This window comes from Aeromonas enterica (assembly GCF_054052465.1).
The window spans coordinates 84,349-110,896 of the sequence record NZ_JBSTYL010000016.1 but is presented as its reverse complement, the minus strand read 5'-3'; the positions used below and the strand labels follow the sequence as shown (position 1 = coordinate 110,896).

19 protein-coding genes are annotated in these 26,548 nt (G+C 56.9%); 7 read left to right on the top strand and 12 right to left on the bottom strand.

The annotated features are described in order from the left end of the window. Window positions 1-143 precede the first annotated feature (143 nt). Genes ACW5XD_RS16180 through ACW5XD_RS16170 form a run of 3 tightly spaced genes read right to left on the bottom strand, consistent with a single transcriptional unit; the run spans window position 144 to window position 3,128 of the window. On the bottom strand, window positions 144-779 hold the full coding sequence (locus ACW5XD_RS16180) for a sugar transferase (protein WP_456495729.1): 636 nt from the start codon (window positions 777-779) through the stop codon (window positions 144-146). Next, entirely contained in the window at window positions 776-1,969 is a 1,194-nt protein-coding gene (locus ACW5XD_RS16175) for a glycosyltransferase family 2 protein (RefSeq protein ID WP_456495728.1), read from the bottom strand. The genes ACW5XD_RS16180 and ACW5XD_RS16175 overlap by 4 nt, the downstream gene beginning before the upstream one ends. Window positions 1,970-2,012: 43 nt before the next feature. Next, entirely contained in the window at window positions 2,013-3,128 is a 1,116-nt protein-coding gene (locus ACW5XD_RS16170) for a glycosyltransferase (protein WP_456495727.1), read from the bottom strand. 167 nt (window positions 3,129-3,295) lie between these two features. Between ACW5XD_RS16170 and ACW5XD_RS16165 the strand changes: the two genes are divergently transcribed. Continuing rightward, window positions 3,296-4,690 (top strand): GumC family protein, encoded by a 1,395-nt coding sequence (locus ACW5XD_RS16165; protein WP_456495726.1) that lies wholly within the window; start codon window positions 3,296-3,298, stop codon window positions 4,688-4,690. Window positions 4,691-4,939: 249 nt separating this feature from the next. Here the strand turns inward: ACW5XD_RS16165 and ACW5XD_RS16160 are convergent, their stop codons facing one another. After that, window positions 4,940-5,767 (bottom strand): DUF1194 domain-containing protein, encoded by an 828-nt coding sequence (locus ACW5XD_RS16160; RefSeq protein WP_456495725.1) that lies wholly within the window; start codon window positions 5,765-5,767, stop codon window positions 4,940-4,942. A gap of 140 nt (window positions 5,768-5,907) precedes the next feature. Here ACW5XD_RS16160 and ACW5XD_RS16155 point away from each other — a divergent pair, with 140 nt between their 5' ends. Together ACW5XD_RS16155 and ACW5XD_RS16150 are read left to right on the top strand one after the other, a co-directional pair. Next, a complete protein-coding gene (locus tag ACW5XD_RS16155) occupies window positions 5,908-6,675 on the top strand; it encodes a hypothetical protein (RefSeq protein WP_456495724.1) in 768 nt (255 codons plus the stop codon). Next, complete coding sequence (locus ACW5XD_RS16150; protein WP_456495723.1) at window positions 6,659-7,111, top strand: hypothetical protein; 453 nt, start codon at window positions 6,659-6,661, stop codon at window positions 7,109-7,111. Before ACW5XD_RS16155 ends, ACW5XD_RS16150 begins: the two co-directional genes overlap by 17 nt. On the opposite strand, the gene ACW5XD_RS16145 is transcribed toward ACW5XD_RS16150, so the two are convergent. The 4 genes from ACW5XD_RS16145 to ACW5XD_RS16130 all read right to left on the bottom strand — a co-directional run bounded on the left by ACW5XD_RS16145 (window position 7,086) and on the right by ACW5XD_RS16130 (window position 12,105). Next, complete coding sequence (locus tag ACW5XD_RS16145) at window positions 7,086-7,565, bottom strand: hypothetical protein (RefSeq protein WP_456495722.1); 480 nt, start codon at window positions 7,563-7,565, stop codon at window positions 7,086-7,088. The genes ACW5XD_RS16150 and ACW5XD_RS16145 overlap by 26 nt on opposite strands. A 12-nt stretch (window positions 7,566-7,577) precedes the next feature. Beyond that, complete coding sequence (locus ACW5XD_RS16140) at window positions 7,578-10,058, bottom strand: hypothetical protein (protein ID WP_456495721.1); 2,481 nt, start codon at window positions 10,056-10,058, stop codon at window positions 7,578-7,580. A gap of 83 nt (window positions 10,059-10,141) precedes the next feature. Continuing rightward, window positions 10,142-11,341 (bottom strand): glycosyltransferase, encoded by a 1,200-nt coding sequence (locus ACW5XD_RS16135; RefSeq protein ID WP_456495720.1) that lies wholly within the window; start codon window positions 11,339-11,341, stop codon window positions 10,142-10,144. Next, the gene (locus ACW5XD_RS16130) at window positions 11,338-12,105 is read right to left on the bottom strand and encodes an acyltransferase (protein WP_456495719.1); all 768 of its coding nucleotides are present in this window, start codon (window positions 12,103-12,105) and stop codon (window positions 11,338-11,340) included. Before ACW5XD_RS16130 ends, ACW5XD_RS16135 begins: the two co-directional genes overlap by 4 nt. Window positions 12,106-12,407: 302 nt before the next feature. Here ACW5XD_RS16130 and ACW5XD_RS16125 point away from each other — a divergent pair, with 302 nt between their 5' ends. The 4 genes from ACW5XD_RS16125 to ACW5XD_RS16110 are packed head-to-tail and all read left to right on the top strand — an operon-like array spanning window position 12,408 to window position 17,488. After that, entirely contained in the window at window positions 12,408-13,727 is a 1,320-nt protein-coding gene (locus tag ACW5XD_RS16125) for a lipopolysaccharide biosynthesis protein (protein ID WP_456495718.1), read from the top strand. Beyond that, window positions 13,715-15,091: an O-antigen ligase family protein gene (locus ACW5XD_RS16120; protein ID WP_456495717.1), complete on the top strand. Its 1,377-nt coding sequence runs from the start codon at window positions 13,715-13,717 to the stop codon at window positions 15,089-15,091. The genes ACW5XD_RS16125 and ACW5XD_RS16120 overlap by 13 nt, the downstream gene beginning before the upstream one ends. Further along, window positions 15,088-16,335 carry a glycosyltransferase family 4 protein gene (locus ACW5XD_RS16115; RefSeq protein WP_456495716.1) on the top strand — a complete coding sequence of 416 codons (1,248 nt, stop codon included), beginning with the start codon at window positions 15,088-15,090 and terminating at the stop codon, window positions 16,333-16,335. Before ACW5XD_RS16120 ends, ACW5XD_RS16115 begins: the two co-directional genes overlap by 4 nt. After that, entirely contained in the window at window positions 16,301-17,488 is a 1,188-nt protein-coding gene (locus tag ACW5XD_RS16110) for a glycosyltransferase family 4 protein (protein WP_456495715.1), read from the top strand. The genes ACW5XD_RS16115 and ACW5XD_RS16110 overlap by 35 nt, the downstream gene beginning before the upstream one ends. A gap of 342 nt (window positions 17,489-17,830) precedes the next feature. Here ACW5XD_RS16110 and ACW5XD_RS16105 read toward each other — a convergent pair whose 3' ends face one another. The 4 genes from ACW5XD_RS16105 to ACW5XD_RS16090 all read right to left on the bottom strand — a co-directional run bounded on the left by ACW5XD_RS16105 (window position 17,831) and on the right by ACW5XD_RS16090 (window position 26,536). Then, a complete protein-coding gene (locus ACW5XD_RS16105) occupies window positions 17,831-18,049 on the bottom strand; it encodes an integrase arm-type DNA-binding domain-containing protein (RefSeq protein ID WP_456495733.1) in 219 nt (72 codons plus the stop codon). A gap of 1,083 nt (window positions 18,050-19,132) precedes the next feature. Continuing rightward, complete coding sequence (locus tag ACW5XD_RS16100; protein WP_456495714.1) at window positions 19,133-20,509, bottom strand: McrC family protein; 1,377 nt, start codon at window positions 20,507-20,509, stop codon at window positions 19,133-19,135. Further along, window positions 20,496-23,033, bottom strand: coding sequence for an AAA family ATPase (locus ACW5XD_RS16095; protein WP_456495713.1), 2,538 nt, complete (start codon window positions 23,031-23,033; stop codon window positions 20,496-20,498). Before ACW5XD_RS16095 ends, ACW5XD_RS16100 begins: the two co-directional genes overlap by 14 nt. Window positions 23,034-23,176: 143 nt before the next feature. Then, entirely contained in the window at window positions 23,177-26,536 is a 3,360-nt protein-coding gene (locus ACW5XD_RS16090) for a type I restriction endonuclease subunit R (protein ID WP_456495712.1), read from the bottom strand. Window positions 26,537-26,548 lie beyond the last annotated feature (12 nt).

Genomic DNA, 26,548 nt, shown 5'->3' with positions numbered 1-26,548 from the left:
AGGCAGGGGTATCCATGATGGTAGACCTCAAGGAGATGGCCTACTTCAAGATTAGCCTTTCAACACGTAATTGGGACAGAGCCATAAAAAAGCCATTGCAGTGGCAATGGCCTGATGGGGTTACTGACGTTGGCGCGGCGGGATTAGCGTCCCTTCTTGCCAACCATGATGGCGATCGTTTTGCCGATGATGTGCACATCCTGCACCAGCCAGCGCCAGGGGTGGAGCAGCGCGACCGAGTAGGCAAGGTCGAACGCCAGCTTGCTGCGCACATCATCCAGCGACTCGTCATAGCCCTGATTGACCTGAGCCAAACCGGTAATGCCGGGGGCCACTTCATAGGTGCGTTCAATAAAGAAAGGCACCGCATCTTCCAGCCGGTTGGCGATCCCTGGTCGCTCCGGACGGGGACCGATCAGCGACATCTCGCCCTTGAGCACATTGATAAACTGCGGCAGCTCATCGAGTCTGGTTTTGCGCAGGAAGTCGCCGCTGCGGGTGATCCGGTTGTCCCCCTTGCCACACCAGACCGGCCCCGTGGTCGCCTCTGCGTCGGCGCGCATGGTGCGAAACTTGATCATGAAAAACAGTTCGGTATGGCTGGCGTGGCTGCGTCCGATCCGTAGTTGACGGAAGAACACCGGCCCCGGGCTGTCGAGGCGAATGGCGCACATGATGAGTGGCCACAGGGGTAAGGTCAGCAGCAGGCCGAGACTGGCACCAACCAGATCCATGATGCGCTTGATGACTAGGGTCGCTGTCGGAATTGGGTGTTTCATGCCGATCTCTCCTGTGTTGCGGGGCGCACCAGCATCCGCAGGCCGTAGCGCAAGGTGCCGATGCCGTTGTACCAATGTCCGAGAACCAGATAGTGGATCTTGCGAAACAGATTGGGCCACATATGCAAAGGGGTGAGCTGGATGAGTATCACCAGGGCATATCCCAGTAATTGGGCGGCAAGTAACAACATGAACAGGCTTGAATACATAGCCAGCGGAATAGCACATAGCCACAGCAGTGTCAGACACAAGGGCATCAGTACCCGCAGTGCCTTGCCACTGGCAAAATTGAATGCTACCCAGCCAAATCTGGGGTGCAGCAGAGGCAGCAGGCGTAGCAGCTGCTGTGCGTTTCCCGCACCGATACGCTTGCGCCGAGTAGCCTCCAGCGCCGCATTCGAAACCTCCAGCTCCAGTGCTGCGCAGCGATTGTCATAGACCGCCTTGTATCCCTTGGCGATGGCCATCATCGGCAGTATGAAGTCATCGTTGATGGTGTCTGATGGCAGCAGCACCAGGCAGTCGCGGCGAATCACGTAGAAAGCGCCGTGGGCACCCAGCATGCTGCCAAGGGCCGATTCGCACAGCTTGATCTGGCTCTGGTAGTGCCAGTAGCTCTCTTCCCCTTGGGAGCCAGGCTGCCAGAAGCGATAAGCCTCGCCCACTACCCCGATCTCTGGATCCTGAAAATGGGCGGCCGCCAATAGCAAGCTGTCTATGGGGAGCAGGGCGGAGACATCGGTGAGAGCCACAAGATCGCTTTCAATGCGGGCCATGGCCTCGTTGAGTACCGCTACCTTGCCGCGATTGCAGGGGTGATCGAACAGACGGATTTGCAATTGCTGCAGTGCAGGATCGCCTAACTGGCAGAGGGCTATGGGGTAGCTGTCATCACTGCAGCCATCAAAATGCAGATGGATGGACAGTTTGTTGGCCGGGTAGTCGAGACTGGCAAGGTTCTGCAACTTGGCCGCCAGAGTCGCCGCCTCGTTGTAAATGGGCATCACCAGAGTAATGGTCGGCAGCGCAGCGTCGCGTGCCTCAGCCTTGAAGCCACGTTTCATCGGTACCGGAGGGGGGACCCGCCCACCAACACGCTTGCCAACATATTTAAGCAACAGGGGGTAGCCGACATGGTGGTAGACCACCAAGGCTGCACATAGCCAGAACAGGATAATCATCCACTCCATGGGATACTCCTTTTGTCGAGGGTGACCGTCAGCTCAACGGACTTCAACGGACGTACAGCGCTTGATAGGCATGAGCCATCTGGCTCAGACTGCCTTGCTCGCAGACAAATGCTCTGGTGACCGCGCGCAGGCTACAGGACTTGAGCAACCCTTGTGCCAGAAGTTGAGCTAGCAGGATTGGATCTCGTTCTGCTAGCAACTGGCCGCTCGTTGGACAAACGATATCCTCCGCGGCACCCACCGCACTCATTACCACGGGAACACCGCAAGCCTGTGCCTCCAGCACGCACAAGGGCATCCCTTCTGCCAGCGAGGGGAGGCAGAAGAGATCCAGTCCTTGGTAGAAGCCGGGCATCTGCTCGACCAGACCGAGAAAGTGAACTCGATGTGCGATCCCCAACTGCTGGCACTGGTGCTGCAATGCATTTTGCAAACTGCCCACCCCGGCCAGTGCAAGATGCACCTCATCGGGTAGCGTTGCGATAGCGTCCAGCAGCAGGCTGTGGCCCTTGACGGTTTCGAGGCGAGCGGCGCAGCCGATGAGTCGGACGTCGAGCGGCAAGCCCAGAGTCTGGCGAGCAAGCTCGCTGGCGCCGGGAGCAAAACGCCGCTCATCGATGCCGTTGGGGATCACCAATGGGGTCAGATCGCCGAGCCTTGCCTGCAACTGATTGGCGACCGGGATGGCGTCGGCCACCAGGATAGGCCGAAAGGTATGCAGCCCCAGGCCTGCGAGCCTGCGCTGACGAGGATCGTCCAGATACCAAGCGTCATGTTCGGTATGGACCAGGGTCGGCACCCGGGTCAGCCGTGTGGCGAGTCCGCCATAGAGCAGAGGACCAAGATGATGGGTGTGTACCGCTGACGGGCGCAGTTTGCGCAACAGACGGATGAGACGATAGAGGGTAGCCAGCGACCAGCCAGCTGGCTTGTCCAGGCAGTGGATCATTGCGGTGAAAGGGCGCAGCGCTGGCCAGGCTGCAAGCAGGGTGTCCTTTGTTCCCTCCAGCGAGATGATGTGCATGGGCTGGTGGCACTCGTTGGCCTGGCTGAGGTTGAGCACCATGGTTTCCAATCCCCCTGGTTGCAGGTGCTGGACGATTTGCACGATGGTGGATGGTGAAGATAGTGACGGGGTTGGTGAAGTGAGCATTTGCATGGTGTTCTCCTGTCCTGAATGGAGCACACCCAGGCTCCGTAGCAGTGACTATGCGAATCTTGTACCACTCTGGTCGAGGGTGTATCGAAATGACACCCGCTTTCTGCTTGCTGGCACTGCCCTTGCATTTGGCTGTATGCCATAGCCGGCCTGTCGGGAGTGACACCATGCCAACCCAGTTTTACTACAACCTCTACATCATTCTCTTCGCCGCCTGGCGGCGCCGCTATCTGATCCTGATGCCCATGCTGATCATGCCGCTGGTGGGTGGCGGGATCGGTCTGTTGACCGCAAAGGTGTACGAGAGTCGTACCACCTTCATGGTTCCGCAGGACTCCAATCAGACGTCTACCCTCAAGGATCTCATCACCCAGGAGAGCCTCAAGGATCGATTTGCTGTATTGGAAGCTATGCTGCGCAGTCGCTATGTCATGGACGGGGTTGCGCGGGATCGGGGGCTGGTGAATGACGAGACCCCTCCCGCCAAGCGTGATGCCATCATGGATTGGCTCTCCACTTCTGTGTCTATTCACTTGATCGGAGACGAGGTAATCGAGCTAAAGGTCAAGGCTGACTCCGCAGCCAACAGTGCCGGCCTGCTCGAGGCTATCTCGCGGCGTTTCTTTTTCAACCTGCTAAACAAGGGGCGTCAGTCAGCCGAGTCTTCCGAGCGTTTCCTGCAAAGTCAACTCGACAGCCGTCGCAGTGAGTTGCAGGGGGCCGAGCAGTCACTGGCCAACTTCAAACGGGAGCACGCCAGCGCCCTGCCGGATCAGCAAAATGCCAACGCAGCCCGGATCTATGGCCTCAAGGATCGTCACGCTGAGAGCCTGATCCAGCTGCAACAGGCCAAAGCTCAGGTGGAGCAGTTATCCCGTGGTCAGCAAGGGCCTATGGCTCGCAGCCTTGAGGAGAAGCTGCAGCAGATGCAGACCGAACTGGCGTTGCTGCGGGTACGTTACAGCGACGAACATAGCAAGGTGCAGAGTCTCCTCTACCAGATTGACCAGTTACAGCAGGAGCTGACGCGGCTCAAGAGCAAGCCTGACGCAGCCATGGGGCCCGAGTGGGAACAGGCCAAGCTACAGCTGGCCGAGGCTGAGCAGAACGCCGCCAGCTTGCAGGCACAACTCAACGACCTTACCGGGGTAGTTGATTCCCAAGGGGATACAGAGCGCGAGCTGGCGGAACTGGAGCGCGACCTTGAGGTCAAGCGCACCCTCTATCAGGACCTGCTGCTGCGCTACGAGAAAGCCAAGGTGACCGGGGCGCTCGGCAGTTTCGAGCCAGGCGAACGGATAAAGGTAATCGACAAGCCCTTTGCCCCCAGCAAACCGAGCAACTATCCGCTTTGGTTGTTTCTGCTCGCCGGCGTGGTAGGTGGCATGGGACTTGGCTGTGGTATGGCCTTGCTGACCGAGCTGGCGGATACCAGCTTGCGTCGCGCCGACCAGTTGGCAAACCTTGTCAAAGCGCCAGTGCTGAGCCGGATCCCTTACTGTGTACCTGTTGGCACCCATCCCGGCACGGATACCTTGTCATGGGTATCCGTGCCAGAGTAAGCCGCTCATGTGGATACCACCCGGTATTGCCGGAAAGATCCGTGATGACCGGGGGGCGAGGCAGAACCTCGACCCCAGCTCTGTATCATCTGATGGTGAGAAGGCCAGGAGAAGAGGAAGAGAGATAGCTGGCGCCGATGCCTGGCGTTGATCTGGCGTGAACCGATGGGGTGAACGCACCGGGGAGCTTTGGCTCCCCGGTGGTTTATGGCACGTATCGATCAGTGATTATGTGCGGATGGTACCGCGTCATGCGGCCAGATATTTGCCAGCGTTGGTATGTTGATGGCGCCGGTAGCGCCAGGCAAGCAGCAGGGGCATGCCCAGTATTAGTTGGGCTGCCAGTGGTATCTCTTCGATGGGAGCGGCCAGTGCTCCCTCCGGGATGACCCCACCCTGTATTTCTGCCGCCAGCTTGAGTTCCAGGGCGCTGCCGAAGTCGGCGAAGGTGGTAGCATTGATAACGAAGGCATCTTCGCCCCCGACGATGTTGTTAAGATACCAATCTTGCAGTACCCCATCGGGATAATCCTGGCCTATGGTGATGCCGTTGATGGTGTCGATGCCTGAGGTGAGCAACTGATCCCGTACGGTGGAGGTATCCAGTCCTGCGTTCTGGCTTCCGTCCCCGGAGACATCCATCACCTGACGTGCGGCTGTGAAGTCATTGGTCTCGAACTGCTGGCCGCCGAAGGCCATGGCCGACCCAGGCGCCGTCATCCCAGCATAAGGGCGAACCAGGGTGTCCAGGGTAGCGGCAAAGTTGTTGATGGAGGTCATGTCGTAAAGGTGAAACCAGTCGGTCATTACGGCCTGCTGTGTTGCGCCGCTCCACATCACCATTTGGACTGCGATGGAGCCAAGCTTGCCATCACTGGTATCCAAGATGGTGTTTTGCACTTCCGGGTTGTAAAACGCGTCCACGTAGCCCTGTAGCTGCAGGTTGAACTCTGACGCACTGACACTGCCTGATACGTCCATCAGCAGCTGCAGCTCTGTATCAACTTCGGTTAGGGCGTACGCGGGGGAGGTGATCAGCACCATCCCCAGCAGCCCCGTTAACGGTTTGAGTTTCATCGCTCGATCCTTCTCCTTGGTGTAGTGCCAGAGGAGAGAATGAATAAAGCGTGCCACTTTGCAGACTCAGCTTCTCGGATTGAGAGGCATGGAACTTGCGATGCAAGAATGTGATCCGAATGCAAAGTGGGAGTGTGGCGATGACAATCCGTCCTTGGCAATGGGCACCCAACTGGTTGTTGCTGGGATTGGGCAACCAGTGGGCCATGGTGTGGCTCAACACGGGCAATTTCAACCTGTTGGTGGTGTTGCTGATTGCCATTTGGTGGCAAATTGCATTGCGGGTTGCGCCGACCTGGCAGCCTGGTCGCGCCGCGCGTCTTATCTTCGTGCTGCTGGTGTTGATCCCGAGCGCCAGTTGCAAGGCACTGGCTTGCCTGCTGTTGGTCGCTAGCCTGTGGCGACCCCGACAAGCTGCGGATGAGCGTGCCGTGCTGCAGATAGGACTTGCCTTCACTATGGCTGTACTGTGGGGGCAACAGATATTTGCGCTCTTCTCCGGCCCAGTGCTTGCGCTGGATGCCTGGGGGGTAGGTCGGTGGCTGCAGTTGCTGGGATGGGAGACCCAGCTGAACGGCAACCGCATCGAACGGGTGGGCGGCCATGCCCTCATCGTGCTTAAGGGATGCTCCTCCTTCTCCCAGCTCTATCTGGTGGTCCTGGCCTGGTTGGTATCATCTTGCTGGCTTGCCCCTGGCCGCAGTTTGCGTCGTCAGTTGCCCCTGCTGGGGCTGGTCAGTCTCTTTTATGTCGGCACCAACCAGCTTCGTCTGGTGCTGATGAGCTTGGATTTGCGTTGGTACGGCTGGCTGCATACCGGCTTTCTGGCCCAGTTTTATCAGTGGCTGGTGATGCTGCTAGTGATGACATGCCTATTCATGAGGGATCGCCATGTTACAACTGGATAGGGGCTATCTCCTGCTGTTGTTGGTAGCGCTTGTGTCTGCCGGGGCCATGGGATGGCGCTATCAGCATCGGTCGTCTCTCGATGGTGATCGGCAGATGCTGATGGCGCTGGGCCAGCTTGGCTGGCAGCAGCAGACGGTCAGCCCCCTGTTGGGAGGAACCTATGTCAGTTATCAGCTGCGCCATCCCGGCTGTGGCGGTGTGTTACAGGCAATGGTTGTGGCTCCGGATCGGGAGGCAATGTCAGTCCGGTTTGTTGGTACGGACCAGATTGAAGGGGTGATGTTTCAGGGGCAATGGCACCCGGAGCTGCCGCTGCTGGCCTATCGCTTTTCCCAAGGGTGGCACAAGTTGTGGGGGGATGCGCCAGCCCCTCTCTATCGCGTTGCACTTCCGGCGGACTGTCTTGCCCTTATTGTGCCTGGGCAGATCCGTTGAGGGAATTATCCGGAGTGGTGGGCAGAACCCTGATCAGCAAGCTGTTCGGCGCCAACATGGGATCATAACGGGGCTCGATCTCGATGGCGCGGGCACTGAGCAGGCTGGTCAGCTTGCCAAGGCGTGCACTGGCTAGTCGGGCACTCTCCAGCATGTCGGTTTTCAGCCCGGGTCCGCTGATAAGGGCTATCTTCGCCGGATCCTTGTGGCCGAGAAATTGGTGCAACTGCTGTTCCTGATCCGGTGCCAGGGTCACCTCTTCCCCCTTGTACTCCAACGGCAGCTGGGCTTGTTCAGCCAGTTGCTGCTGGCGCAGTTGGGCCAGCATGGGCAGAGGGTCGTTGATCGGCGTCTGGCGAGCACAGCCACCGAGCAACAGGGCAGGTAGCAACCAGACTACGAGCCAGGAGTGATGCATACGAAGCGAGGCGATATTGGGCATTGAACTAGGCATGATTGTGGCCCGTCAGGGAGAGGAATTGTCCCCAGTTTGCAATGTTTTCAATTGCTTGGCCAGCTGTTCAATCTCGTGGCGCCACTGGCTCCAGGTACTGGCCGGCAACTGTTCGGCCAGTTGCCAGCGACTTGGCACCTGATCGCGCAGACGTTGCAGCAGCAGGGCTGCATTTACCTGGTAACGCGCTTCCTGCTCGAGCCAGGCCAGCCAGCGCAGATCCTCGATGGCTTGCTGAAGCAGCAGCAGGTCATGGGAGAGACGATGGGCTTCGCAGGCTTGCGGGCCCAACAGCATGAAGTCGCTCTCCCGTCCGTCGGTGGGGTCATAAGGCAGGGCGGTAGGCATACGGCCGTGCCACTGCAGATACCCTTCGGCCCCGCTCTGCCAGAGGTAGAAACCGGCTGCCCGCGGGGTGCCCAGGTTGTAGAACCAGGGGCTGGCCCCGGCGGCCCTGACCCGCGCCACATCGGTCTTGTCGGCACCGAAGCCGGCATTGATGAGGGCTATTTCCACCTCCGCCAGCAAAGGCGCCTGGGCTGGATGGTTGAAGTGGCCCGCACGGATTACGGCAGGATCCCGGCGCTTCATCTCACGGGCCATCGCAGTGATGGCGGGCAAAGTGGCGAGATCCGGTTCGTCAAACAGGCTCCAGGCGAGAGAGGGAAGGGCGCGGGCGTTCAAGGCGGCCTGGCGCTGCTGCCACTCCTCAAGGCGGCTATTGATGTCGCTGCCCCAGCGCTTGAGCGATGCATAGGCGAGAAAAGGTGTGCGAAAGCCAAGGCCAATCGCCTCCTCCATGGTGGTACGCATCCCCTCCTCATCCTGAGGTAGCGCAGGAGCAATCCCCGTGATCCCCAATTGGGCGAGTGTCTCCAGATCGCAGCGGTTGGCAGCCGCGGTTTCCGCTTTCGCCAGCTCGCGATTCTGGTTGAGCCAGGCAAGATAGGGTGGCGTTTCGAGATAGATGCCGACCGGTTTGCTGGCTGCGGGCAGGATCAGGGGGAGCACCTCCACCGCAAGGGGCAATTGGACCAGTTGCTGATGGCTGAGGAGCTGGATATTGCCTTGGTAGCGTCCTGCCGGCGCATCTTTGGGGATGGGAATATGTAGCACCACTCGCCTCGGTACTTGGCGACGCAGGGCAAGATCGCCTATTCCTTCGACTAGCTCCTGATCCGAGGGTTGTAGCAGGGTGCCGCTTGCCTGGGGGCGTACCAGATGCCACTGGCCATGATAGGCGGTTAGGGGCAGGGTGATCCCTTTGGCCTCGGGAGGCTGGATCACCAGCAAGGGGGCGGGATCATCCTGGGGAGCCTGAATGACGAACTCCAGCAGCAACTGACTGCCTTGAGCGGCCAGCGCCGGGGAACCCGGGCCGGTGGTCATCGTCGCCTTTGTGCCCAGGGTTGGCTGCTCTTCGTCGATGGGGGTCATGCTGAGGTGATCAGGTACCCTTGGCTGCGAATAGGGGGCCAGGGTCCATTTTTCCATATAAAGCTGGCGCTGTTTGGCCAGCACCAATCGGGTGGCTTCGGCTAGTGCGGCACCACCTGGCTGGTGCGATGAAAATGTGTCTGCCTTGTCACTGCTGACGACAGGATAGGGGGCCAGCAGCAGGCCGGCGAGATACTTGGCATCCGGTGAGTTGCCCACCAGGGTAATGGTGAGAGGGCCACCGGGGTGGTTCAGAGTGACATGGACGGGACCCCCCTGACGGGCGCCAAACAGCTGCCAGGGATCCGGGTTGGGCAGTGCCTCGCGGGATTGCCCTGCCAGATAGCGCTGGCGCAGCCACTCTTGCGGTTGCCACTGCTCGGCCCAGATGGGCTCATCATTGACCAGCACACTGCGCTCTAGGGGATGGGGCAGATACTCCCATTCGCCGGGGTCATCCAGCCAGAGCGTCAGCTGGTAGCGTCCCTTGGCCACCTCCAGGTGCACCCCATCTAGATTGCGCAGGCCATCGCGGATCAGGGCATCGCCGGAGGGGCGCAGTATGGGGGTGGGGTGGCCCAGCAGACGAGGATCGCCCGGAGCCAGGGTCTCGAAGCCGGTAAAACGGGGGGCATCGGCCGCCCCCAGATCGAGGGCAACAGTGCCAGCGGGCAGTGCTAATCCAGGCTCCCAGTACCAACGGTTAATTGTTAGCTGAGGAGCTCCGTCGGCCATAAATAGATAGAGTTTGGTCAGCTTGTCGAGGGCCAGGGCTCTGGGCTGGGCGGTGCGCCAGTCGCTCAGGGCAAAGCGCAGGGTGAAAGGACCGGGGGCAATGGCCCGCTCCAGATTAACCCGGCTGCGATAGTTGACTGAAGCGGCATCATCGGCCCGCAGGATGAGCGTCTGGGTCTGCGAATAGGGATTCTGCCCTTCGATCACCAGTTCATCATCTCCACCAATGAGCCAGGGGACGGTGCCGAAGGTCAGGCGCTGGGGCGTCTTGTCGCCAGTCAGTGGCAATGGGACAAGTCCCTCCAGATGGCTTGCAGCCATCAAGGGCTCCCCACCGATGAGGGGCATTGCCAGCAGTAGCCAAAGGATCCATTGCAAGTGAGATGGCATTCCCAGCCCTCCTGTCATCTCAATTCCGCCAGCCAGGTTTTCAGTTCATCGGCCTTGTGATCCCAGCTTTGTGTTGCCACTGTCTGCTGACGCGCCTGGTATCCCTGGTGGTGGGTCAGTGCCTCCCACTCATAGCGCTGGAACCAGTCCGGGCCGGGGTCATCGAAGGCGGCGCGGTTGATGGCCTGGGCAAGATTGTCACCGGGACGGGGCAAGTGAACCAGCTCCCGATAATCATCGAGCGCCGGGAAGTCGGTACTGGCGATGGGCCGCCCTACCGCCAGATACTCCCGCAGCTTCAGAGGGTTGCAGGCACGGATCTGGGCGTTGTCGACGAAGGGGAGCAGGCTAACCTGCCAGTGTTGGGCATAGGCGGCCAGGGTGTGGTGAGGTCTGGGCCCGAGCAGGTGGATATTGGGTATTCCGGCTAAGGCGCTGAGATCGGTCTTCTGCGGCCCTATCAGCACCAGATCCCAGTGGGGCAGTGCGCGGGCTGTCTCTGCTAACAGAGGGATGTCGATCCAGTCACTCAGACTGCCGTAAAAACCGGCGATGGGGCGTCCGCTTGGCAGATCCGTCGGGCGCGGTTGAGGCGGCATAAAGAGATCGAGATCGACCCCGTGGCTCAGCAGTCGCGTCTTGTGGGAAGGAAAGCGGCTGGCCAGTGCCGGGCTGGCGGCCAGGATGAGGTCCGCTTTCTCCACCAGTCTGGCCTCACAACGGGCAATGGCATCATGATCGACGCCAGCCAGCGCCGAGAAGTCATCGCCGCAGTAATAGATCACAGCTCGTTCGCCGAGCTTGCCTACCAGATCTACTGCGCTGGGCAGCGAGATCCATAGCAGGGGACGGTCAAGTTCGGGCAACTGGCGGCGGATTTGGGCCGCCAGCCAGTGGCCGTTTATCTTGCCAGCCAGGCGGCTACCGGGCAGTGGCAGTGCCAGCGGAGGCAGTACCCGTGGACCTTGTTGCGCTTGGCGTGACGGTGCCGCTTCTTCCTGCTTGGCCGAGGGATGCAGCACGGCCATCAGCTTGCGCCCGAGGCGGCCCAGATCGCGCAGGTTGAAGCGGGGGCGGCGCATGCCGATGGAGTTGACCCAGAGCACCTGATAGTCCGGCAGCAGGCGTTTGATCATATGCTGGGTGCTGGAGGGGTGTTGGCCCCAATCCTCGCCCAGGACCACCAGTTGTGGCTGTGCTGTCTGTTGCATCATGTCCGGTTCTCCTCCGTGAGTGTGGGGGCGGCGAGGATGTCGTGGTTATCCTGAGAGTCGAGAGGGCGCAGCACCCGGGCGGGCACCCCGGCGGCCAGTACTCCGGCAGGCAGATTGTGGGTCACTATGCTGCCTGCGGCGACCACGGTGCCCGCTCCTATGGTGACACCCGCCATCACCATGACACCGGTACCAAGCCAGACATCCTGTTCCAGTACTATGTCACCAGCCTGTTCGTCCTGATCAGGCAGGCCCAGGGCCCTGGCCCGGGCGTCCAGCGGATGACCCGGGTAACCTGCAAGAAAGGCCCGCCCGGCGATCCGCACGTTATCTCCCAATACCACCTTGCGGCCCACCGCTATGGTGGTCTGCCACCCGATACCAACATTGTTGCCGATCTCCAATTGTGGCGCCGTGCTCGACGGGCGGCCGCTGATGGTCATGGCGGCGCTGAGGCGGCAGTCAGAACCGACCTGGATCGATACGGGCCCGCTGATAAAGGGGATGCCGCCATAAAGATAGAGACGGGGGGCGGGCACCGTCAGACGTGACTGGAACAGCGGTGTCCACCAGAGGGTTCGCGTCAGGGTCGAGACGCTCTGGCTGCCCAACCGGTAGAGGCGATAAAGCAGGCGATGCAGAGGGGGAATCAGTGGAAATGACCAGCCGCGTGCACCCTTGGCGAACCGCCACACAAAGCGGGCTTGCGCAGACTCGCCCTGTTTGGCCCACGCTTTCATCCGGTACAGGCTGATGCTGTTCATTGCGTCGTCTCCTTATTCTCATCTGCCGTCTGGCCGACCAGTCAGGGACTAGCAGGGATCGGGCCAATCAGGCGTTTCCTGCAGATGAGGGGCTGATGGTGGGGAGCGTGGCAGGGGGATATGCAAATTGCGCCATCCGTGCTGCAAAACGCAAATAACAGTCTCATTTTGGACCTGATGTACCTTGCTGGGAGTGCAGGACTCAGGGAAACAGCGGATTTTCGCCACACACACTGTCTGGCGTGCCCTTTGCATTGGCGGTACATGACCCAAGGCGTGTTGCCTGGTGGCTGGGAGGCCCTATGAAACTTGGTGTGAACCAGATAGCCATGCTCTATTACGCGGTCGGATTACTGCTGATGAAGGGGATCTCCCTGCTGATGCTGCCGGTGCTGACACATCAGTTGCTGCCCCGTGAATACGGTCAGCTGGAGGTGTTGCTGACCATCATCAATTTAGGTTCCCTCATCTTGGGGTTCGGGCTGGTGGATGCCCTCTACCGCTTCGCTGGAATGGCGCAGGACGAAGTCGAACGCAAGCACGTGGTGGCGCGGGTGTTTGGTCTGGTATGGATCATTGCTCTGGCCAGCTTGGTGATGCTCTGGTTGCTGGCCCCGCAGGTGCAGCGGTTGCTGCCGGCGCAGACCCGCCTGGCCGATGTGCGCTGGGTGCTCAGTGCCCTGCCGTTCGAGGGGGTGATCGGGGTACCGCTGGCATGGCTTCGCATGCGCAATCAGGCCCGCCTTTTCTTTGTGGCCACCGCTGGCAAGGCAGTGATCCAGTCACTGCTGACGGGCTGGTGGCTCTGGTTGGGCTGGGGTGTGAGCGGGGTGCTTGCCTCCGGCACCCTGACCTGCATCGCATTGGCCCTGCTGCTGAGCTTGTGGCAGTGGCGAGATAGCGGGATCCGCTTTGACTGGCAACACTATCGCCCCCTGCTGCGTTACGGCATGCCACTGGTGGTGAGCGGGCTGGCCGGCTTTGCTCTGAGCGGGCTGGATCGCTGGTTGTTGGCAGACGTGGTTGGCGAGACGCTGCTGGCCTACTATGCGGTGGCAGGCAAGCTGGCACTGGCGGTGGGGCTCTTGTTGCAGCCCTTTGCACTCTGGTGGTATCCCCGCCGCTTCATGCTGCTCAAGGAGCCGGATGGCTTGCGTCTCAATGCTCACTATAGCGTGCTGGGATCCGTGCTCGGTTTTGCCACTGCCGGGGTGGTCGGTCTCACAGCTCCCTTGCTCATTCGCTGGCTCACACCGGAGAGCTATCACGGGGCCATCGCTTATATCCCGTTGTTGGTGTTGGGGATGGCGGTGCGCAATGTTTCCGATCTGCTCAACGTCGGTTGCTTCAGCGGCGAGGAGAGTAAGGCGCAAATGTTCATCAATCTGGGATGCAGTTTGCTCGGAGTCCTTGGCTTTTTTCTCACAATCCCGCCGTTCGGGGTCGCTGGGGTGATCTGGACCCTGCTGTTGGTCTATATGGTGCGGGCACTGGCCTTCTATCTGGTGAGCCAGCGGTTGCTGCCGCTGCCATATCGCCTCTCAGTGCTTTGGGCGAGTAGCGCAGGGTCGCTGGCCATGATGTGGCTTGGCCAGTGGTGGGCAGGGCAATGGGTCGCCTGAGCCATGCCCTTTGGGGGCTGGCCGTCAGCCTGCTGGTGGCGGGGCTCTGGTGGCGTCTGCCTCATCCTTTGCTGATGCCGGTGATTGGTCTGGCGATCCCTGCCGTCTGGTTTGCCCTGCGTTGGCCATTTCTGATGGTGCTGGGGTTTGTCACCTTCTCCTTCTTTCGCCTCCACGAGGTATTCCCTCAGCTCTATCCCCTAAAAATTCCGCTGCTCTTCTCGCTGGCTGCGATTGGTGCCCTGATCTGGCACATCCTGCTGACCGGTCGCATCAAACCCTACTGGAGCCAACCCCTGAGCTGGTTGACGGCTTTCTTCGTGATGGTTTCTATCGGCGTACTGTTTGCCAGCAACCGGGGAGAGGCGATTGCCACTTGGACTGGCAGTTACAGCAAGATCTACCTGATGACCCTGGCTACCGCTTGGCTGGTGCGTCACCCGGAGGATTTTGCCTTGGCGGTACGCGCCTTTGTGGTGGCCGGCTGCATGGTTGCGCTGGTGGCGCTCTACAACAAGGCGAGCGGGCTCGGGCTGGTGGAGGGGACCCGGGTCACCATAGGAAGAGAGCTGGGTTCTGTGTTGGGAGATCCCAACGATCTGTCATTGGTTCTGCTGTTCCCAGCCGGTTTCTCCTTGAGCCTGTTGCTCAACCCGGGTAACGGCGTGGCAGGACGGGCCCTTGGGGCGCTGGGTTTCGTGCTGGTGACCGCTGCCATCATCGCCACCCAGAGTCGGGGAGGCTTGCTTGGGATCTGTGCGGTGAGTGGTCTGTTTGCCTGGCAAAGGGTGAAGTCCAAAACCGTGCTGATCCTCTGTGGTTCCTTGGCGTTGCTGGTGCTTTTTGCCGCAGCAGGGATCAGTGATCGGGCTTCAGGCGGCGCTTCTGAAAGTGGGGTCGATGCCTCGGCCATGGGGCGTCTCTACGCCTGGCAAGCCGCCTGGGGCATGGCACTGGCTCATCCGTTCATCGGAGTGGGGCTTTCCAATTTCTACTACAACTATTTTTTTTACAGCCCCCACTGGGATGGCCTTAACCATGCAGTGCACTCTACCTGGTTCGGGGTGCTGGCGGAGACGGGGTTTGTGGGGTTGACCATATTTATCGGCATGGTGGTGGCAACCCTGTATCAGGTGTGGCGGTGTCCACTGGATGGCATGCCTCCTGCAGTAGTGACGGCCATGCAGGGGGTGATGGCGAGCATGGTGGGTTTCGTTATCTCAGGGTCCTTTCTGACCCAGGGTTTTACCTGGCCTATCTATCTGGAACTGTCTTTAGCCGTGGCAACTATCAAATATGTCCAACAGGCCAGGGAAGCGGCCGCTGCGGTACAGGACACAAACGTCAAGGGAGCAGGATCATGAGTGCCATCCCCATTTTGCTGGTTCACTACGGTGAAGACTGGATCCGCGGCAGCGAACGCTGCTTGCTGGATCTGCTGGCCCACCTCGATCGCAGCCGCTTTGCGCCTCTGCTCTGGTGCAACAGCCAGATGTTGGCGGATGAAGCTGCCCGCCTTGGGGTGAACACTGTGGTTGAGCCCTTTACTCTGCTGCTCGGGTGGCAGGCTCCCCGTTTCGATTTGGCCGCTCATCGGGCCTTGTGCCAACAGGCGAGGGTGCTTATCGGTGAACATGGCGTCACATTGGTACACGCCAACAGCGCCGCCCCCTGCCAGTGGTTGGCCGGAGTGTGCCGGGAGATGGCAGTGCCACTGGTGTGTCATCTGCATGCCCGTTATCAGCCCAGAGACAGGTTCACCTTACGGGTGCACGAAGCCAATGTACTGATCGGGGTGAGCCAGCCGGTGCTGACCGCTTGGCGGGAGGATGGCTGCGAGCATTCTCGCCTGATCCACATTCCCAATGGTGTGGATGGTGCTCGCCTCAACGGTGGATCTCACTGGCCTGTGCTCGACATGCTGGGGCTTCCCCCCGGGGGGCTGATTCTGGCCACTATAGGGTCGCTCATCAAACGAAAGGGGATCGATTTACTGATCCGTTCTCTGGCGGAATTCGTCAATTCAGGGGAAGAGATACAACTTCTGGTGATTGGTAGCGGTCCCGAACGACGAGCCTTGGAGGCACTCGTGGTTGATCTCGGGGTAGCGGATCGGGTGCACTTTCTGGGCGAGCGTCCTGACAGCGCCGCTATTTTGCGGGGGGGAGTGGATCTCTTGGTTTCTGGTGCTCGCGAAGAGGTATTCGGTCTTACCTTGGCCGAGGCGAACATGCTGGGGCTGCCGGTTAGTGCCTACCGAGTTGGGGGGATCCCTGAGGTGGTTGAACACGGCGTTAATGGACTGCTGGCGGAACCCGGAGATTGGATCCAGATGGCTGGGCATTGGCAGAGGTTGAGCAATTCTACGCTTAGATCTGCAATGGGTCGTGCCGGGCGGCAACGTGCAGAGCGACTCTTCACGGTGGAGATGTATGTCGACAAGATAACAGAGGTATGGTCTGACGCGCTGGCTGGGCGTTGGGCTAGTACGAGTCAGTTTCCTTATCAGCGGATGTTACGTTGGCTTGGGCGACGGCTTGCCGCTAGAGCACGAAGACTGTTGGTGAGGATGTTTGCTGGTCTTCGCACCCAAAATTTATCAAGTTGAGGGGGGTAAAAAGATGACGGCACAGATGAAGCAAGTGACAGGGAAGATTGTCGTTGTTGATCCCATCCCCTTTCGTGGGGGATCCAAGGTTGCTACTGAAGTGTTACTCGACGAGTTAGCCAAACGTATGCCGGAGATGACATTTCACGTGCTGACTCAGGATCCGGCTTCCTGGGCTCATTGTCGCCATCACAAGCTTTGGGTTCCCTCGATCTTGAAAGGGCGGGAGTCAGGTTTGGGTTATCTGCTCAAACAGGGGTGGCAGACCATGGCCATTCTGTGGCTGGCGTGGCGTCTGGGGGCGGTCAAGTGCTTGCTGGCAGCGTCAGGGCCCGGCGTGGATCTCTGCTGTTACTGGGCTGCCCGCAGGTTGCAGTGTCGGGTGGTACAACTGATCCATGGGCCTGTGGGTTGCTCAGGCCTCTCAGCAAGAGCATTGCAGCGTGCGAATCTTGTATTTTATCTGGAAAGTGCACGCCGCTCTTTGGAGGCGTTAATACTTCGTCTTGGAGAGACTGACTTTCCATCACATTGGGAGTCATTTATAAATGGTTTGAGTGAGATTGACTGGCCTACAACGACAGCGGGAGGTTCTAGCATATTGTGGGCAGCGTCCTTGTTGAAATGGAAGGGATTGGAAACAATATTGGCCGCTCATCAACAAATATCCAGCTGCCGTCCAGAGCTGATGGTTTGCTATCTTCAGCCAATGGGAACACGTCTACCCTGCAGCCAGCCCCAGCCCCAATTGCCAGATACCCGCTGGTATTCAAGTCCTGATAATCTTGATGAGATAAGGTCTCGGTGCGGTATTTTTGTCTCTACTAGTCATCAGGAACCTTTTGGGCTCTCCATTCTGGAAGCGATGGCGGCAGGATTATGCGTGGTTATCCCAACTGATGGTGCCTGGTGGGATCAGCACCTGACTGATGGTGTGAACTGCTGTAAATATCATCCAAACGACCCTGATGATCTTGCACGAATATTGGTGGCACTGAATGCTATGCCAGATGTTGTCATTAGACTTGGGCGTAACGCGCAATTACATGCAACGACTCATTATAAATCTGTTGATACGTATAAGAGTACCGTTGACCGATGGGAAGGTCTGCTGCGATGGGGTAAAGTAATTCAGGCGGTAGTTAGAAGATAACCATTTACAATAGTCATGCTGCAGCCAATAAATACATCATTGTTTTTTTATTGAAATTTAGCATTGGCTGTTAAAAGGCTTGTTCGACAAAAAGCGATTTACTTCATCAGCTGTCAGTAAGATAGTCGATTATGATAGGCTCAAGTTCTTTCTTTATCTTTAGAATATGGCATCCAGACATTCCAATACGATAGCCCAGCCTTTTTGGCTACGGCTGTAGCGTGATTATCTGACCCAGAGCATGTTTCGATGTGGCAACTTTTAGGACTAACTATATGAGCGTTTAGAATACCAAGCCGGTTATCAGAAATTATCTGATTACTACAACCAGTGGCTTCCACATCAAACTCTCCCAGTTTGTACAGATCTAGCACTCACCTGATGCTTGGCTTGGACGTGGGCAATTTGCTCTTGCTGGTAACGCTGGGGGTCGATTGCTCGAGTCAATAGGGCTCGCGCTTCTAGCCGTCGTTTTCGAACTGCTGCAAGAGTGACGTCAGGGTAGGAGCCAAAGCTGATATTGACTCGTTTATTAGTATGTGGCCTGTCGTAGTTGAACACCCAGAGCTTTGCGCCGCTTGGGTTAACTCTTGTCACCGTCACCCAAGCAGTACTCCTTGGCTTCAGGTTTGGCAGTTCTCAGCTTGGAGTCGGTCAGCTTGTGCTTGCTCCTCGCGAGTACCTCCGTTGTAACACCAACAATGGTATTACAACGCCGGTGTTGCCATAAATGTTACTTTGATGGCTGGCCTTAGGCGACATCTATGGACTATTTCGGACAACAAAAAACCCGCAAAGCCTTACGCTGTGCGGGTTTCTGTACTTCTTTGTTCCCGGCCGGAACATTGGGCTGGGGGAATCTGACTTGTGTCTTTAATGTGTTGATTTGTATGAATTTAACTCAATGGCAAATCTAGCTGGTGTTACCTTTGGTGTTACCATTGAACAAGTCACCCCCGAATTTCGGTATTGAAATCGCGGATAGGTAACTATCACGAACAAGAGTAAGGGGGGCGGATACGGGTTCAAATTCCTGTCGCCGTCATAGTATTGCCACCAGTCCAACGGTGGCTATCTCAAGCAAGTTGCTCACTTGATCTGCAAGGAGGTTATAGAGCCAGCCAAGCAGAGGGTGAATCGTAGCTTACCCGGTTGGAGTGGGAGCAAGGCAATTGCATGGCAAGTCAATGATGATGGTTTAGCGCACCTTTTGGCATCACCAGGATGCTGTTTCCACCTACCCTTCAACACCCACATATTCCCACGAACGAGCAGTCTCGGGCTCTCCACCTGTGCGTCAGTGACGGGGACCTTGGCTGCGCTCCAGTTTAATCGGTCAGGGCTCTTCACATAGGTGCTGATATAAACCTCAACAAGGCCTATACATTGTTCCCGTAGCATGATAGTTCGCGCATGCGCGCGCGTACGCGTAATGGTCGCATAAGTACGCGCCAAATATTGGTTAAGTTATTGTATTTATTTGGTTTGTCATGATAAATACTGTATTTCATTCACACGTAGTTGTTCACACTGGTCGCATAAATACCTTACTAGCCGTTTGCTACCCCAACCATATTGCATGTTGAGCCAGTTGGCCCCTGTTGGTGCCATCTAACCTTCACTTTTACTCTTACTCTGAACGCTTCACTGCAAACTTCGCAGCTGTAACTGGCATTGAGCAGGCAGCACCAAGCGAGACTTAATGGAATCAATCACAAACGGCACCACCCATAAGCGCATGGTTTTTTGGCCAGCAACTGGGAAATCAAATGGCTGGGCTATCGGCTCCTGAAATCCGCGATGGGCTGGATACACCAAGAACATCTCTCTGTCTCCATCAGGGTCATCAAAGTAGTGATGGCCATAGGCAAACATCTGATAAAAATCCCCTTGCTGCAGATCGTACTTATCGGTGCCGTTCCCTTTCGCGGGGTCTAGCAGCTTCCATTTCGTATCCAGCACGCTGATCACCTTGCTGCCCTGCTCAATCACCATATCGGGTTTAAGCCGAAACCATGCAGCGTCATGATGGGAAACAAGGTGTTTGCGCTGTGCCTGGGCGGTTAACGTCAGCTGCGGTGGGAGTGTGGCTCGCAGCATTTTCGCCACATAATTTTCAAAAACCCGCTCCATCGGGAACAGCAATGAGATTGCCCGGTGCCCCCCGCTCATGGTTTGCGGAGAAAAGCCCTCTAGAATCAATTTCGCCCATGCCAGCGGCGTTTGGTAATGGCTCATTCCCCGGTCAATGCGCAAGCGGGCAAAATCACTCTTGTAGTCGGCACTGAGCGGAACCTCGCAAAAGATAAAGGTCAGCTCTTGCAGCAACCTTTGGTTATGCCCACTGCGCGTGATGGCCGCCAGCGCAACCAGTGCCGAATGCAGCAGGCGGTTGGCAGGGCGATCGACTAAGAATTCATCATATTCACAATGGAACTTGTGTTTGGTGATGATGTTTTGACGCAACTGACGGGCGGTATTGAGCTTGCCCTTGAGGTAGCTCAAATTCTCCTCACAGCGAACATAGTCACTGCGCAGCCCCTTCTTGACCAAGGTATTCACCGAATCAAGAAATTGGCTAATGAACACCTCCAGCAACGGCATTTTTTGCTGGCGGATGTTGGCGTTCGTTGTTTGAAGATGGGAAAACTCCCGCAATGCCCGCAGCATGATCAACAGCGCATGCCGGGCCGCTTCACAGCGGGCGGCAGAGGAGGGGGTTGCAGTATCGGTATCGTTGGCCTGAACAGGCCTCCCCAGCTTGGGCAACACTTCAACTTGAGTGCCATCAGGGGTGAAGATCACCCCTGCATAATTTTGTACCTGCAGTGCTTCTGCGCCGAGTTTTTTGCACAGCCGAAACAGGCGATTATCCTGGTCGATCCCCAGTGCCATCTCCTTGAGGTAACGAAACGCCAAGGGCGAAATTGCCTCCACCTCATGCGGGATCGGGGTAATACCGCTCTCCTCGCTGACCAGATAGGCGTACTCGAACAGCGCAATATCGTTACGAAGTGACATCTTCGACCTGCGCAGCAGAGGGTTGTAGTGCGTGATCTGGCGCATAGCGTTGGGCCACATCAGGGGCATAAATCGCCAGATAGGCCATGCCCTCATCCCACACCGAATGCTCATGATCAGCCAGCTCATAACGGTGCTGGTTCACCCCGAACTGATCCGGCTCATAGTCATTGCCAAATAACATTTTGAAGTTGATCGGGCGCTGTTGCACAAATTGCAGCCCTGCCACCTCTTTGCCACTGGCGTCTCGCTTTTGGTTATCCCCGAGTACCAGACGGATCTTTTGCCAATCCTCATAGAAGTACTCTTGCAGTAGCGGGATCACCTTGGTCTGGAATGCCTCTTTAAGTGCGAGCAAGGCGCCAGCGTGATCGCCATTTTTTACCGCCTGATAGGCCGGGTAAAAGAACGCATGCCCCAGCGTATGCTCGCGGTCATAAAGCACCTCAATACGCTGATTGAGCCTATCAAGCAGCTTGCCAAGGTTGAGGGTGTTACCGCTGCCGATATCGATGGCATCATGACCCGCAAACAGAGTGCTATCAGGCATCATCTCAATGAAGTCAAAGCGACGGCGTAGCGCAGTATCCATCAATGCCAAAGAGCGATCGGCGGTATTCATGGTGCCGATGATATCGACATTCGATGGCACACTAAATGGCTTGCCGCTGTAGGCAAGATGAATGCTCATTGGATGTTGACCACCGGCCCGTTTATCGACTTCAACCAGCGAGATTAGCTCACCAAAAATCTTGGAAATATTGCCGCGGTTGATCTCATCAATAAACATGGCGTACTGATGCGAAGGGTCTTGCTCGGCACGGCGACACAGTTTTAAGAATTCACCAGGCTCTACCGAATAGTTGATATTACCCTCATCGTCAGTCGCCGCTCTCAACCCCTCGATAAACTCTTCGTAGCCATAAGATTGATGAAAGGTGGTTGTCGCATAACGTTTGATTTCGTCGGCGGATTGCGGCCCGTGGGTCAATTCAGCATGTAACTGTACCAAATCATCCACCAACTCCAGCCGGTCATCGATCAACTGCCAAACCGAGTCGCTTGATTTATCAAAAACCCCAGGTTCACAATGCCCCTTGTAATTGACGGTTGTTGACTCTGCGATGGTAAATTTCTGCAGATAACTCCACGCCGTTTGCGCCAGATTATCGGTACGGCCGTTAATGCTAGCCTTGGTCTGGAAGAACTCACTGCTCACAATCTCGGCCACTTTGGCGCGCTTGCCCAGACTCAGTAATGACAACACCAGCACCTGCATCCAGTTGAGGGGCGTTAATTTTTCACGTAGCCACAGCGACTTATCCATCACGGCTGGGCGATGGGTGTACTGTGCTTGCAGCTGTTGCAACTTGTGGGTTTTACCGGTTCCCGGTGGCCCGTAATAGATGACATTTTTAGGCTGCGTGCGAACAGGGTCTGCGCTAGTCATATAGTCTGCGTCTTCTTCGTTGATCTGATTATCAGCTTGGTGGGATTGGGCATGGCTGCCATCTTTCACTGGCTCAACGAGCCATTCATACAGATTCCATAGCAAGATATTACGGGTATACAGGTCCCACTCACTGGGGATGATAGGGTTCACCGCTGCGAGTAATTTTTGATTGTCCTCTGACCAATCATCACTTGGTTTAATATCAACTTGAAATTGATTTTGCAGACCTTGGCACAGAGGTTTAAGGCAAGAACCATCAGCGATACTGGTGTAATTTTGTGGGGATGCCGCACCAAAAACCCGGTTAATAACGACCTTCAGATACCGTTCAAATGTCCCGTCACTCTTCCAGCGTTGAAATACCTGATGATAAGTATCCTGAGTGGGAGATTGAATGATTTCCACGGTTAGCTGGCGCAGGAACTCAACATTGCTATTGAACTCTTTATTATACATTAACCCTTGGCCAGCACTGGCGATGCCATTGGATTTATCACGCCACAGCTTATTGATATCGGCATCCGTTACTGGCTTGCCATGTTTTATCTCTTCGGCTAATTGGCAGGTAGCCTGATAATCCTCATACCATCGCTGATTAAAGTCATGTTCTTTTGTCCAGCACATAAACTGCACTAACGAGTGGTTATCCTTACCGGCCTTCCATAAATCTGCGAGGTCAGCGGTAACATCAGGTTTGATCGCAATGCCTGATGTTTGCGAACTCCAGGTTTGATCGGGCAGCGCGGCTTTTAGCAGTAACATCGGCAATAATCCCGCCTGACACGATTGCCGCAAGTCTTGCAATTCAAACTTGATGTAAGAGCGCTCCAGATTTGCATCTTTCCAGTCTGAATCACTAAACGGTGCTTGGGTAACAACCCCTTTGGCAATGATCCCGCGCGGCTCTTTACCCAGGCGGATCAGATAAACCGTATCTCCAGATTGAGGTTGTTTACTTCGACAAGACCAGCGGATCTCATCGCCCTCGTGATAGTCCAGTAGGCCCGTTGCACTGCCATCACCACCGGTAGAAAATTGATCAGGATTCCAAGTCAACAAATAATCCGACATACTCACGCAACCTCAAAGAGCACACAGATAAGGGCGGTTATAGATATGTGGTGTCACGCCATCCCGCCTTGCCTGTCTGCCATACAGCAAAAGAAAGAGTGCGGCAGCCATCATGGTGGCCACCGCCCAGAATGGTTATGGGCTTAACTGCCCTGGTACTTCTTGAAGTTCTCCGCCTGCTCCAGGACGCTCTTGTAGACCTCATCGTTGGCCACAGGCGGAAAACCGTAGCGGTGTAGCAGCAGAATCAGGTCAACCTTCAGCTTGGCCTTGATATCGTCGCGGTTGCTCCAGTCCGGGTACTGGGCGGAGTCATCCACCGTCACCTTCATCGCCTTGGCTAGCTCCAGCATCCTCTCCTGGTCGTAGGTGAACTGGTACTTCACGCACATATGCTCGAGGATATCGAGAAACGCCTTCTCCTCCATATCGATGCCTAGGTTGGCAAACGACATCATCTCCCCCTTGATATCGAGGATCATGTCGGCCATCTGCTCGGTAAAAGCGTCGAACTCCTCGCCATTGAGTACATCGTTCTCTTTTCGCTCGTTGTACTGCTCCACCAGGGCCCGAAAACGCTTGGAGAAGTTGATCCCCTGCAGCTGGTTCACCTTCTGAAAGTCGCTGATGGCTTTTTCCAGCATCTTTTGCAGCAGTTGCATCCGGGTGTTGGGCAGTTTGATCTTGTTGACCCGCGCCAGATATTCATCGTCGAAGATGTCGATGGTTTCGGCCTGCTCATCCCCCAAGGCAAATATCTCTTCCACCCCGTCAGCCTTGAGCGCCTCGGCGATCATCTCGCGCACCCGCTGGTTCATCTGAGCCGTATCGGGGGCATCCCCCTTGGTGAGCTTGTAGACGATGGAGCGCACCGCCAGATAGAAGTGAACCCATTCGCGCTCATCATTGGTCAGTTCTTCGTTGCCCACACAGACGTCATAAGCGGCCTTGAGGCGCTTGACCAGCCCCATAAAACGCAGTTCCATCTTCTTGGTCTGCAGGGCAAACTCGGCACCCCGGCGCAGGCACTCCAGCTGCTTGGTCGGCTCGCCAGAGAAGTAATCACGGCTGTCGAATTTGTGGAACAGGGTGCGCAGCAGATCCAGGTGGTTGCGTACCTCGGTGAGCGACTGGCGGATGTCTTCGAAGTTGACCTCATCGCTCTTGGAGTACATGGCCAGCGCCATGTTCATCCGACTCTTGATGCCGATGTAATCGACCACCAGTCCCTTCTCCTTGCCCTCAAACTTGCGGTTCACCCGCGAGATGGTCTGGATCAGGTTGTGCTTTTGCAGCGGCTTGTCGATGTAAATGGTGTCGAGCTCGGGCACATCGAAGCCGGTCAGCCACATGTCCACCACGATGGCAATCTTGAAGTTGGATTTGGGATTCTTGAACTGCTTGTCGAGCTCCTTGCGGTACTCCTTGTTGCCCAGCAGGTCATACATCTCCTGCTCGTCATCCTTGCCGCGGGTCATCACCAGATTGACCATCGGCAGTGCCATCAGCTCCTTTTTATCCTTTTCACTGAGAGCTACCCCGTCGATGGCTTGCTTGGCTTCAAACCACTCGGGGCGAAGCGCCTTGATGCAGCAATAGAAGTCATAGGCAATCTCGCGGCTGGCACAGACAAACATCGCCTTACCCTTGACGCTTGCGCCCTCACTCACCCGATCTTCGTAATGGGCGACAAAGTCTTTAGCAAGCTCGGCTAGCCTGTCCGGGTCGCCCAGGATTGCGTTCATATTGGCGCTGGCTTTCTTGCTCTCTTCAATCTGGTATTCGCTCGCCCCTTGCGCCTCGCACGCCTGGTAGTACTTCTCTATCTCATCCAGCTTGCCGTTATCGAGCAGCACCCTGGCAGCGCGCCCCTCGTAGACGATGCGCACGGTGATCTCGTCGTTGACCGCCTCGCTCATGGTGTAGCTGTCGATGGCCGGGCCAAACACATCCAGTGTGGCGTCGATCGGCGTGCCGGTAAAGCCCACATAGGTGGCGTTGGGCAGCGAATCGTGCAGGTACTTGGCAAAGCCGTATGTCTTCTTGATGGTGCCGCGTTCAAGATCCATCACCAGCTTCTGATCCAGATTGACCTGGCTGCGGTGTGCCTCATCCGAGATACAGATGATGTTGCTACGCTCCGAGAGCTGCTGGATATCTTCGGTGAACTTGTGAATGGTGGTGAGAAACACCCCGCCACTGGCGCGGCCGGCCAGCTTGTCACGCAGATCCTGGCGGCTGGAGACCGGCTCAATCACCGCATCGCCGATAAAGGCGGTGGCGCTGCAAAACTGCTTGGCGAGCTGCTCGTCGAGATCGGTGCGATCTGTGATGAGCACGATGGTCGGGCTCTCGAAATCGACGCTCTTCATCAGCAAGCGCGCCAAAAACTGCATGGTGTAGCTCTTGCCGCAGCCGGTGGCACCAAAGTAGGTGCCGCCCTTACCGCTACCGCCGTGATTTTCTACCACCATCACCCCGGTGCTATCAGGGCGGCTCACCAGCTGCTTACGCTCTTTTTTGATGTTGTAGTAGAGCTTGCGCGCCGCGTAGTACTGGGGATAGCGGCAGCAGATCTTCACCTCATGTTTGGCGTTGTCGGGGAAGAAGACGAAGTTCTTCAGCACATCGAGCAGGCGCAGCGGGTGAAACAGCCCCAGCACCAGGGTGTAGAGCCCCTTGATCCCCTGGGCCTCGTTCTCCTTTTCGGTGGACTCGCAGCCGCTCACCTTGCGCCAGGCGTAGTAAAACTCGTAGGGGGCGAACAGGTTGCCGAGCTTGTTGTTCACCCCGTCGCTGATGATGCAAAGCGCGTTGTAGACAAAGAGCTTGGGGATATCGCGTTTGTAGCGCACACAAAGCTGGCGCCAGGCATCATGGAGGGTGGCCGCCTCTTCTCGCACCGCCGATTTAAACTCGAATACCACCACTGGCAGGCCGTTAAGGTACAAGATGGCATCCGGGATGCGCAGTTGTACCCCGCCATCCTTGGTTTGCCCTTCTATCTCCAGCTGATTGACCAGCCGCAAGCGGTTGCAGTCGCTAAGATCGTGCAGCTCTGCTTCACCGGCCATCCGTGCTGTGCTATTGCTGGCATGCTGATCTGCATTGGTAAACAGCGCGGCCAGTTGAGCTGGCAGGGTGCGGCTGTCGAACAGCTCGATATAGAGATCTTTTTGGGTGCGGTCTTCCCGCTTTAACAAAAAGCCGTTGCCGAGCCAATGGCAGAAGGTCTTGTTGCTCTGGTAAAGGTCGCTCGCCGGCAGAGTTTCGAGCTTGCGCACGATGTCGGCGATCTCCCACTCCGTAATCCCTTCATCCCGATAACGAGCGGCCAGATAGGTGTATAGATCGCCAGTGAGCAGTACCTCGCTCTTATCTTTGCGTGGCAAACTGCTACCAAGGAAGTGGGGGTAGCAGGGCTTGCCCCTCTGATCGTGGTGTTCCCCTAGCAGGGCGATTATGGCCTGTTCAAGCTTTGTTTCTGTAAACACATTCGACATATTAAAGCTACC